Raw genomic sequence first — 11,440 nt, 5'->3', positions numbered from 1 at the left:
GCATTGATGAAGAGGATTTTAAGTTCAGGTATAACATCGTCTCTCCGCAACAGATAGATTATAAAATATTCTTAAAATCGAAGTGGCCGGAAGAAAAAATCCTGGCTATTCTTGCTGATTTCGGAGAAGATGAACCTAAAAAAGTAATAGAAGCTATCATGGATGGTGTAAAGATTACAGCGGAAGGAGAAGAGACAGAAAATAAATACTTAACTCAGTTGCGCATTTTATTACAATTACGTAGTTTAGACAAAAAATATACAGAGATGATATCAGTAGCTAGTTTTTTCAAAGAAGAAAAAGATTTCCTTTATATCAGAGGAAAGGAGATAGGTGAAGCCGAAGGAGAAAAAAAAGGAAAAAAGAAGGGCGAAAAGAAAAATAAAAAGAAAACTGCGTTAAAAATGAAGGAAAGAGGACTTGAGTTAAGTCTGATTTCAGATATTACGGAACTACCTATTAAAGCAATAGAAAAGCTTTAGATCACTATATCAATTGCTTTCTCCTACCCTTCGAAGCCATAGAAACACTTTAGCATCCGTATCTTTTTACGTCTCTTTCCTCCCCCTTGTAACAATTCCCCCTTTAATTGTTTAAATTCACTAAAAATACCCTGCTGGTATAATATTTGGTCCATGTTATAACTTATTAAACTACAACAAAATGAAGGCAATCTGGCACAATGAAGTAATAGCGGAAAGCGATAAAACAATTGTGGTCGAGAACAATCATTACTTTCCACAGGAAGCAGTAAACATGTCTCTGCTAACTCCTTCCAGTACCCATACTCATTGCCCCTGGAAAGGAGATGCATCTTATTACAATGTTACGATAGACGGTAAAGTAAACAAAGACGCTGCCTGGTACTACCCGGACCCTAAAGCAGCAGCAGCCGAAATAAAAGACCGCATCGCCTTCTGGAAAGGTGTGGAAGTAACCAGATAAACTACTAAGTATGAAAAAATTTGATGCGATTGTCATTGGCTCTGGCCAGGGCGGAACCCCGCTTGCTAAAAAACTGGCCAAAGCCGGCTGGAATACAGCACTGGTGGAGAAAAGATTTATCGGTGGTACCTGTGTGAATGATGGCTGTACCCCTACCAAATCAATGATTGCCTGCGCCAAAACAGCATATACCATCTCTCATAGCCAGGAATGGGGCATTACCGTCAGCGATTACAAAGTCAATCTCGAAAAGATCATAGAACGTAAAAACGAGGTGGTCAACAGCTTCAGGTCCGGCGCTGAAAGAGGATTGCAGAAAACTGAAGGATTGACAATTTTATACGGAGAAGCTGCCTTCACAGGTGATAAAACGCTGTCCGTAAAATTAAAGGATGGCAGCCAGGAAGAAATCAGTGCAGATTATGTGCTGATTAACACCGGCGCTCTACCAAAAATTCCGGATATAACTGGGATAGACACCATTCCATATCTCACCAGTACAACACTGCTGGACAATAAAACACTCCCCTCTCACCTGCTGATAATAGGTGGCAGCTATATCGCGCTGGAATTCGGACAAATGTTCCGCCGTTTCGGCAGTCAGGTGACCATCATAGAAACCAGCTCTCAATTGCTATCAAGAGAAGATGACGACGTGGCCGCCGAAGTAAAAAAGATCCTGGAAGCAGGCGGCATCACCGTACATACCAGCGCTAACATCAAAAAGATAGAACAGGCCGGCAATGACGTCATACGCATGGAACTAACTTCCGGCGGACAATCGCACATCCTCACCGGTTCTCACCTGCTGGTTGCTACAGGAAGAGATCCACAGACAAAAGCCCTGCAACTGGATAAAACTGGTGTCAGTACTGACGATAATGGATATATCAAAGTGAATGATAAACTGGAAACCGGCGTCCCTGGTATTTATGCTTTCGGAGATGTAAAAGGCGGTCCCGCATTCACACATATCGCTTACAATGATCACCTGATCCTGCTCAAAATCCTTGTGGATAAAAAAGAAGCTTCTATCAAAGACAGACCCGTTCCCTATTGCATGTTCACAGATCCGCAATTAGGAAGAATAGGCTTAACAGAAAAAGAAGCCCGCGATAAAGGCCTCAATATAAAGGTAGCATGCCTAAGTATGGAAAAAGTAGCAAGAGCCATAGAAACAGGCCATACTCAGGGCTTTATGAAAGCCATCGTAGATGCCGGCACAGATAAAATACTGGGCGCGGCCATTTTATGTGAAGAAGGCGGAGACGTCATGTCCGTACTCCAGATGGCCATTATGGCCGGCTTCACTGCCACCCAGCTAAGAGAAATGGTTTTTGCACATCCACTTTATACAGAATCTCTGAATAACTTATTTGCCACTATAGTAGATTAAGTTATTAATTTACTTCCGGGTAACAATCTGAGTATATAAATACCCAATAGCTTGCCTATGATACAACTTGATAATGTAAGTAAGTCGTTCGGTAGCGGCAAGACCGTAGTAAGCAATGTCTCTTTTACGGTAAATGAGGGTGAAATCATGGTATTACTGGGTACCAGCGGTAGTGGAAAAACCACAACATTGAGAATGATCAACCGCCTGACAGATCCCAGCAGTGGTAGCATTTATGTGAATGGTACGTCCGTCACCACACAGCAACCTGAAACCTTACGCAGAGGCATAGGGTATGTATTACAGAACAACGGACTATTTCCGCACTACACAGTAGCGGAAAATATCGCCATTGTTCCGGAGCTGTCCAACTGGGATAAAAAGAGAATCACTGACAGGACAGCTGTTCTTATGGAAAAGCTGCACCTAGCGGCTGATGAATACCTGCATGTCTATCCTCATCAGCTGAGTGGCGGGCAGCAACAGCGTGTGGGCCTGGCACGGGCACTCGCTGCTGATCCACCGGTATTACTGATGGATGAACCATTCGGGGCATTAGATCCGGTGACAAGGGCCAGTATAAGAAAAGAGTTCCGTAACCTGGATGAACTACGCAGCAAAACAGTGATCATCGTTACGCATGATGTACAGGAAGCATTTGAACTGGGCACATACATCTGCCTGATGGATAAAGGCATTGTACAACAGGTAGGCACACCTGCGGAATTATTATTTTCTCCGGCCAACGATTTTGTACATGCCTTTTTCGAAGAGCAACGTTTACTGCTGGAATTAAAAGCATTAAAGCTGACAACCATCCGTCAGTGGTTAAATAATACAACACATGAAAATGCCACATTAAATGGTAATAACTCCTGCTGGGAAGCTCTTGAACAAACTACAGAACACGATATCGTAACGGTGCAATTTGAAGATAAAATATCAACCATAAACACAAACGCATTGATGGATGCAGTAAAACAATATAAGCATGGGCTTCTTTGACTTTGTACAACAGCAATCAGGTAAGTTGCTGGAACAAACACTGCAGCATATCGGCCTTACATTTATCTCATTGCTACTGGCAGTACTGATTGGTGTACCATCAGGTATTCTCATCACCCGCAGGCAAAAGCTGGCGGGAACAATACTCGGTATCGCCGGTGTACTGCAAACCATCCCCAGCATCGCCCTGCTCGGTTTTATGATACCACTGCTTGGCATAGGCGCACAGCCTGCCATTGTTGCGCTCTTCCTCTACGCATTGTTACCAATTATCCGCAATACCTATACAGGCATTCAACAGGTGGACCCTACCGTGACAGACGCTGCCGTAGGCATGGGGATGAGCAAACGCCAGCTCCTGTATAAAGTACAACTTCCGCTTGCCATGCCGGTACTGCTGGCAGGCATCCGTACCGCTACCGTCATCAATGTAGGCGTAGCCACATTGGCAGCCTACATCGCTGCCGGAGGCCTGGGCGAATTCATTTTCGGGGGTATAGCGCTGAACAATACCAACATGATACTGGCAGGAGCTATTCCTGCTGCCTTATTGGCGATCATTTTCGACTGGCTGTTGTCGCTACTCCAAAAGCAGAACCTCCGTAAAGCGAAAAAAGGCCTGTACATCTTACCTTTTCTATTAGTTGGATTATCAGCTTTCTATTTATTACCCGCTGCATTCGGAACCAAGCTACAGGCGGGCTTTACACCGGAATTCATGGGTAGAAAAGACGGCAATCTGGGATTGAAAAAAACCTATGGATTAAATATCAGGACCGTCGTTATCAGCGACATGATCATGTACAAGGCTATTTACGAAAAGAAACTGGACGTCATCAGCGGAAGCAGCACGGACGGACGTGTAAAGGCCTATGACCTGATAGTACTGAAAGATGATAAACACATCTTTCCCCCTTATTATGCTGCCCCGATCATCCGCCAGGAAACACTCGATAAGTATCCGGAACTGACAAGTGTGCTGAATAAATTGTCTGGTATAATTAATGATAGTATCATGACGGAGCTCAACTACCGGGTAGATTACCTGAAGCAGGACCCGGCAGTGGTAGCGAAAGATTTCCTGGTAACCAACCACTTATGGCAACCGGAGAAACATGGCACTAAAGGAACTATTCATATAGGGGCTAAAATATTCGGAGACGGATATATACTGGCAAACATGTACAAGATGCTTGTGAATGGGTATACTGACATAGAGGCTATCACAAAAACGGGCCTGGGGGGTACAAAGATCGCTTTTGAAGCCCTTAGCAACGGTCAGATAGATCTTTACCCGGAATATACAGGCACCGGCCTGCTGGTCTTGTTACAGGCCAGTCAGCCCACTATAGATTCGCTCATCACCGATAATCAGAAAGTATATGACTATGTAGCTGAAGAGTTCTCCCGTAAATTTAATATCAGGTGGCTGGCGCCCATCGGGTTTAATAACACATATGCCTTAATGATGCGCAGGCAACAGGCCGCAACATTGAATATTACATCAATATCAGATCTTAAAAACTATTTAGTGCATCACTAACCACCAGGTATATGCAACTGAAAAATAATTTTGAAACAGTGAGGAAGCGCTCCATTCATATATGCGCCCCACTAAAAACGGAAGATTACGTAGTACAGCCAATAGTGGATGTAAGTCCGCCGAAATGGCATCTGGGACATACAACCTGGTTCTTTGAAACCTTTCTGCTAAAACCGCACCTTCCCGGTTATACAGAATTCGATCCTGATTACAACTTTGTATTCAACAGTTATTATGAATCCGTAGGTACCCGCGTAGTACGTACAGACCGTGGTAATCTCAGTCGCCCGGCGGTTGAAGATGTGATGCGCTACCGCGAATACGTGGATGAGGCCATGCATACTTTGCTCGACAATCCCGTTTCAAAAGAACTGGAAACACTGATCGTACTTGGATTGAATCATGAAGAACAACACCAGGAATTATTATATACAGATATCAAATACATTCTTGGACATAATCCGCTTTTGCCAGCTTACGATAAAAACAAGGCAGGTATTAAAACGGTTGAAGATAAGCGTGAAGATTTTCTGATCATGCCGGCAGGTATTTACCAGATAGGTCATGCAGGAGAAGGATTCTGTTTTGATAATGAGTTGTCCAGGCATTCTGTATACCTGCAGGATTATGCCATCAGCACACAACTGGTGACCAACGCCGAATACCTTGCTTTCATGGAAGCAGGTGGTTACAGCGACTTCCGTCACTGGCATGCAGAAGGCTGGGACTGGGTAAAAACGAACCAGGTAAAAGCCCCGTTGTACTGGTATCACGTGGATGGCCAATGGCAGCATTACACCTGGCAGGGCTTACAACCCATTACACCGGATGCGCCTGTTTGTCATATCAGCTACTATGAAGCAGCAGCCTATGCCGCCTGGAAAGGAATGCGTCTGCCAACAGAATTCGAATGGGAAGCAGCCGCGCCTGAACTATCGTGGGGACAACGGTGGGAATGGACAGAAAGCGCTTACCTGCCCTACCCCGGCTTTACAAAAGCACCCGGTGCTATCGGAGAATATAATGGTAAATTTATGATTAGCCAGATGGTATTGCGTGGAGGTTCAGAGGTCACTCCTCCCAATCACAGCCGTATCACCTACCGGAACTTCTTCCATCCTCCTTTAAGATGGCAGTTTACCGGTATCAGGCTGGCAAAACAAAACTTATTCATCTAATACAAAATTGTTATGGCAACCACCACCGTAATGAATCCGTTATTATGTAAGCGAGTTGCAGCACTACAGGACCCGCAGGAAGTCTTTTATCAGGATGTAGTACGCGGCCTTACAGCTACCAACAAGTATCTCGATTCAAAATACTTTTACGATACAAAAGGAGATGCTCTCTTTCAGCAGATCATGAATTGCCATGAATATTATCCAACTAATTGCGAGATGGAAATATTACGTGAGCAGTCTGCTCAGATCATTCAGCTTGTGCAGTCTTACGGCCGCCAGTTTGATGTGGTGGAGCTGGGTGCCGGTGACGCTACCAAATCAATACACCTGTTAGAACAGTTGTTACAGATTGATCCTGACTTCACATATTACCCTGTTGATATATCCGGTAACGTTATTCATCAACTGGAAAGATCATTGCCGGAGAAATTACCTTCCCTGCAATTACACGGATTAAATGGTGAATATTTCGAGATGCTGCATCAGGCGAATATACTTTCATCCAGAAGTAAGCTGGTACTGTGTATGGGCGGCAATATCGGCAATTTCACGCCTGCTGAAACGAAGAAATTCTGCAGGCAGCTGCGCAATTATCTGCAACCGGGAGATATCCTGCTAACAGGTTTTGATTTAAAGAAACATCCGCAGATAATACTGAATGCATATAATGATTCGGAAGGTATTACCCGCAATTTCAATCTGAATCTGTTACACAGGATGAACAATGAATTAGGAGCAGATTTTGACATCAGTAAATTCGATCACTACCCTACTTATGATCCCGGAACAGGTGCTTGTAAAAGCTACCTGGTAAGCCTGGAAAATCAGCAGGTCCATATCGGTACGCATACTTTCGACTTCGCCGTACATGAACCCATTTATATGGAGATCTCTCAGAAATATAGTCTGGCCGAAACAGAAACACTGGCATTACAGACAGGTTTTAAACCGGTCGCTAATTTCTTTGATGAGAAGAGATGGTTTGTAGATTGTGTGTGGTTATGCAGCTGATTAAAAAAGCCTCTTTTCACAAAGAGGCTTTTTTGTTATTTCCATGCTCCCAGCAATCTTCTTATCACTATGATCTCCCCGGTATGATAACTGGTATGATCCCCTATCAGTAAGGCCTCTCTCAGTAAATGCTGACCATCCCCATGCGGAAAAGGCGCAAACAGATCTGCATCCGGTGCTTCCAGTAAATGAATAAATGCTTTATTATCCTTTTTGATCTGATCAACCGCATGTTTCCAGGCAGCTTCATCCGGTGGCTCCGGGTCCTTTGGCCAGTATCCTTCCGGCCAGGAAGGTGATTTGTGCTTGGGATCACGGGAAAACTCCAGGATATCCCATTGGGTAATACGGATATGATCTACCAGTTGCCAGATGCTGTACGGCATCCCTTCCCGCACTACGCCACGTAATTTTGCAGGCAGCCCTTTTATTGCATCGTCGAAGGTAGCATGCGCATTCCCTCCGGCCAGTAATTCCTTCAATGATTTTACCAGTTCCTTGGTATTGTTTGACATGGAGATTTTTTTTCCTACCACGCTCAAGAAAGGTGCCAATGGAATTTAATTTGCTTACTTACCTACAAGTAAGTAATTTTACGCTTTATATATGCAGGATACAAAAGAAAGAATTATTGAGCTGGCCGACCGCCTGATCAGGACCAGGGGGTTTAACGCTTTCAGTTACAAGGACATCTCTGATCCCCTGGAGATCAGGAATGCTGCTATACATTACTATTTTCCATCAAAAACCGACCTGGGAATTGCTGTTATTAACCAGGAAATAGAAAAATTGGCAATCAATAAGCTATATTGGGCTACTTTTCCGGAAAATGAACAACTGCGACTCTTTTTTGATGTGTTCTATCAACGAAGTAAGCAGGGTTTTATATGCCTGATGGGCTCTCTTTCCCCCGATTATGAAACTTTACCGGCAGCAATGCAGGAAAAAGTGCAGCATATGAGTGAAGATGTGCTGGAATGGGTCACTTTGTGCCTGGAAAACGGGCGCAAAAAGCAACTTTTTCATTTTAAAGGAGATGCATATGACCGGGCATTACTGGTGGTATCCAACATGCTTTCCTCCCTGCTTTTAGCCAGGGTAATGGGAAAAGAAGTATTTGAAAAAATGAGTAATCAATTATTAAACGACCTTTTATAAATATTATATAGAATCAATGGAAACATACGCGTTAAAACGAGCGGTAATAACCGGTTTAGGAGCACTTACTCCAATAGGCAACAACGTCGCTGACTACTGGAATAATCTTATAACCGGTATCAGTGGGGCTGCCCGTATCACCAGGTTTAATCCTGAACGTTTCAGAACACAATTTGCCTGTGAATTAAAAGATTATGATCCAACCTTATGGCTGGACAGAAACGATATCCGCAAAACCGATCCGTTCACACAATATGCACTGATCGCAGCTCAACAGGCTGTTGATGATGCTAAACTGGATTTCTCCACAATGGACCCTTTTGATACAGGGGTGATATGGGGGTCTGGTCAGGGTGGTATGCAAACCTTCGAAGAACAGGTAAAGGAATATACATTAGGCGGATTCAATCCCCGCTTCAATCCGTTCTTTGTACCTAAGTTCATTACCAATATGGCTTCCGGTATGATCTCCATCCGTTTTGGACTGATGGGTATCAATTATACCACCGTTTCTGCCTGTGCTACTTCCAATACGGCCATTATGGACGCTTTGAACTATATCCGTCTGGGAAAAGCAAAAGTGATCATCACCGGTGGATCAGAAGCGCCTGTAACAGAGGCTTCTATTGGCGGTTTCTGTGCTATGAAGGCCATGTCTTCCAGGAATGATGATCCCGCTACTGCATCCAGGCCATTTGATGTGAGCAGGGACGGTTTTATCATGGGAGAAGGAGCCGGTGCGCTGGTGCTGGAAGAATACGAACACGCTATCGCAAGAGGCGCACATATCTATGCTGAAGTAGTAGGCGCTTCCATGACGGCTGATGCGTATCATATGACAGCGACCCATCCGGAAGGACTGGGTGCTTTAAGGGCGATGCAGAATGCATTAGGTGAAGCAGGATTGAAACCGGAAGATGTTGATTATCTGAATGGTCATGCTACTTCTACTCCGGTGGGCGATCTCAGCGAGATAGCAGCTATTACCAAATTGTTCGGGGAAGATCCTAAGCATTTGTCTATCAGCGCTACCAAATCCATGACAGGTCACCTGTTAGGTGCTGCCGGTGCGATAGAAGCGATTGCTGCCGTACTGAGTATCAAAAACGGCATCATACCCCCTACTATTAATACAAAAGAACTGGATAAAGCGATTCCGGCTACGATGCCTATCGTATTAGGAAAAGCTATAGAGAAGAAAGTGCGTGTGGCCATGAGCAATACCTTCGGGTTTGGCGGGCATAATGGTATTGTGCTGTTCAGAGAAGTAAACTGATTTTAGACAGATAGAAAAAGCCTGCTTAAAGCAGGCTTTTTTATTTCCCTTTTAAAGGCGTCAACAAGCCGGTTAGCCCGTTTATCTTAATCTCATATATCGTATTCAATAACATCCCCAGTTTGCCCTGTGGCATACCCTTCCGTTGAAACCATTCCAGGTAAGACACCGGCAGGTCGCAGAGCAGTACATCCTTATACTTGCCAAAAGGCATTTTCATGGTAACCAGTTGTTTGAAGATCTCAGGATCGGGTTGTGCTAATTCCATCGGACAAATATCCCAAAAAAAATCCCTACTTTTTTCCCCTTTTTAAAATCCGGAAAGTACAGCATTACGTATGTACCTAGGTTATTAGTATTTATCTATATCTGTTAAAGTATAGGCTAAAGAGACACAAGGGACAGTAAGCATTCATAATCAGCAAATTAGAAAAATAAAATAAATAATTGTGACTGCCTTGTTTTCAAGTAAGAAAACGAACAATTGTGATATGTTTATACCTGTACCTATTGCAAATAAGAGAATGTATTTCGTTTTGCAGTTTTGTAAACTTTTTGATTTAAACATCCCCCCAGAAGAGTGGTAATTCTAGAATGCCCGGTTACAACCCATTGTGGTTGTAACCGTTTTTTGTTTTACCTGTCGGGTATCGGAAATTAAACAGCGGTGTATGGAATACGGGGATACTGCCAACCCTAGAGAGCTATTAGACATAGTACAACAATATGTCAACACAGAAAAGCAACTGGTAACCAATGATATGGAACTGGCTGCCGGGATTCATATTCTCGGCAGAAAACTGGAGGAAGCGGAACTCTCACTAAAAGCAGCAGAACAACAACTGTTAAGATCCAGGCAACGCTACAATAATACGGTAGCAGAAGTAAAGGATTATGCCATAGTGATGCTGGACATCGAAGGCAATATCCTCAACTGGAACAAAGGCGCTGAAGTGATTAAAGGATATACTGCCAGCGAAATACTAGGCAGGAACATCAGATTATTCTACACAAAAAAGGACAGGGAAGAATATTTACCGGAAAAGCTGATTTCCATTGCTTTCAAAGAAGGGCGAGCGAAACACCGAGGCTGGAACGTACGTAAAGACGGCACTACTTTCTGGGGTACCGTTACCATCACTGCCATACGTAACGATGACGGTGATATCAGCGGATTTATAAAGATCACACATGATCTGACAGAGAAAAAACTGGCGGAAGAAAACAAGCGTTTATATATTGAACAACTGGAACTCAGGAACATAGAGCTGGAGCAATTCACTTACATTGCTTCTCATGATCTGCAGGAACCATTACGTTCCATTACCAGTCTTGTTGAAATACTCACAGAAGAATACACCGGCCAGCTGGATGAAAATGCCGGCAAATACCTGCGGTTCATTACCCAATCGTCCAATCGCATGAGCCAACTGATCATAGCCTTGCTTGATCATTCCCGTATAGGAAGAGAAAGAGTCCCGGAAAAGGTCGACTGTAATGAATTGATAGAAGCGGTAAAAGCCGACCTGCGCAAGGCTATAGAAGAAAGTAACGCAAGAGTGACCGTGAAAGACCTTCCGGTATTAAATGCATACCCTGTAGAACTGAAACTATTGTTTCAGAACCTGCTCAGTAACGCTATCAAGTTTAAAAAAGCTGATCAGTCACCCAGAATCCATATTGCAGCCTGCAAAATTGATTCCGGATGGCTTTTCTCCTGTTGTGATAATGGCATAGGAATGGAAGACCGCTACAAAGAAAAAATATTTGAGATCTTCCAGCGACTGCATAGTAAACAGTTGTATGAGGGCACGGGTATAGGTCTTGCACATTGCAAGAAAATCGTAACCCTGCATAATGGAAAAATCTGGGTGGAATCGGCCCCCGGGAAAGGCAGTCAATTTTATTTTACTATTTCAGCATAG

At 43.7% G+C, this 11,440-nt stretch carries 11 protein-coding genes and 1 pseudogene; 10 read left to right on the top strand and 2 right to left on the bottom strand.

Features of this window, described 5'->3' with window-relative positions:
- The 7 genes and pseudogenes from GO495_RS07575 to GO495_RS07545 all read left to right on the top strand — a co-directional run.
- A pseudogene (locus tag GO495_RS07575) lies at nt 1–482 on the top strand (hypothetical protein); the annotation flags it as partial.
- A 181-nt stretch (nt 483–663) separates the two neighbouring features.
- Nucleotides 664–945, top strand: coding sequence for a DUF427 domain-containing protein (locus GO495_RS07570; RefSeq protein ID WP_157299063.1), 282 nt, complete (start codon nt 664–666; stop codon nt 943–945).
- Between the two features lie 10 nt (nt 946–955).
- Complete coding sequence (locus tag GO495_RS07565; RefSeq protein WP_157299062.1) at nt 956–2,341, top strand: mercuric reductase; 1,386 nt, start codon at nt 956–958, stop codon at nt 2,339–2,341.
- A gap of 57 nt (nt 2,342–2,398) precedes the next feature.
- Nucleotides 2,399–3,346 carry an ABC transporter ATP-binding protein gene (locus tag GO495_RS07560; RefSeq protein ID WP_157299061.1) on the top strand — a complete coding sequence of 316 codons (948 nt, stop codon included), beginning with the start codon at nt 2,399–2,401 and terminating at the stop codon, nt 3,344–3,346.
- Entirely contained in the window at nt 3,333–4,889 is a 1,557-nt protein-coding gene (locus GO495_RS07555) for an ABC transporter permease/substrate-binding protein (protein ID WP_157299060.1), read from the top strand. The genes GO495_RS07560 and GO495_RS07555 overlap by 14 nt, the downstream gene beginning before the upstream one ends.
- Before the next feature lie 11 nt (nt 4,890–4,900).
- A complete protein-coding gene (gene egtB / locus GO495_RS07550) occupies nt 4,901–6,067 on the top strand; it encodes an ergothioneine biosynthesis protein EgtB (RefSeq protein WP_157299059.1) in 1,167 nt (388 codons plus the stop codon).
- A gap of 12 nt (nt 6,068–6,079) precedes the next feature.
- Nucleotides 6,080–7,081, top strand: coding sequence for an L-histidine N(alpha)-methyltransferase (locus GO495_RS07545; RefSeq protein ID WP_157299058.1), 1,002 nt, complete (start codon nt 6,080–6,082; stop codon nt 7,079–7,081).
- 35 nt (nt 7,082–7,116) lie between these two features.
- On the opposite strand, the gene GO495_RS07540 is transcribed toward GO495_RS07545, so the two are convergent.
- A complete protein-coding gene (locus tag GO495_RS07540) occupies nt 7,117–7,596 on the bottom strand; it encodes a DinB family protein (RefSeq protein WP_157299057.1) in 480 nt (159 codons plus the stop codon).
- A gap of 91 nt (nt 7,597–7,687) precedes the next feature.
- Between GO495_RS07540 and GO495_RS07535 the strand changes: the two genes are divergently transcribed.
- Both GO495_RS07535 and fabF read left to right on the top strand, forming a co-directional pair.
- A complete protein-coding gene (locus tag GO495_RS07535; RefSeq protein WP_157299056.1) occupies nt 7,688–8,239 on the top strand; it encodes a TetR/AcrR family transcriptional regulator in 552 nt (183 codons plus the stop codon).
- A 16-nt stretch (nt 8,240–8,255) separates the two neighbouring features.
- On the top strand, nt 8,256–9,515 hold the full coding sequence (gene fabF / locus GO495_RS07530) for a beta-ketoacyl-ACP synthase II (RefSeq protein WP_157299055.1): 1,260 nt from the start codon (nt 8,256–8,258) through the stop codon (nt 9,513–9,515).
- A 40-nt stretch (nt 9,516–9,555) separates the two neighbouring features.
- On the opposite strand, the gene GO495_RS07525 is transcribed toward fabF, so the two are convergent.
- On the bottom strand, nt 9,556–9,783 hold the full coding sequence (locus tag GO495_RS07525; protein WP_089786169.1) for a DUF3820 family protein: 228 nt from the start codon (nt 9,781–9,783) through the stop codon (nt 9,556–9,558).
- Between the two features lie 403 nt (nt 9,784–10,186).
- Between GO495_RS07525 and GO495_RS07520 the strand changes: the two genes are divergently transcribed.
- Nucleotides 10,187–11,440, top strand: coding sequence for a sensor histidine kinase (locus GO495_RS07520; protein ID WP_240915166.1), 1,254 nt, complete (start codon nt 10,187–10,189; stop codon nt 11,438–11,440).

This window comes from Chitinophaga oryziterrae, assembly GCF_009758125.1.
GTDB classification, from domain to species: Bacteria; Bacteroidota; Bacteroidia; order Chitinophagales; family Chitinophagaceae; genus Chitinophaga; species Chitinophaga oryziterrae.
The sequence above is the reverse complement of the archived record's forward strand: the minus strand, read 5'-3'. Positions and strand labels throughout refer to the sequence as shown.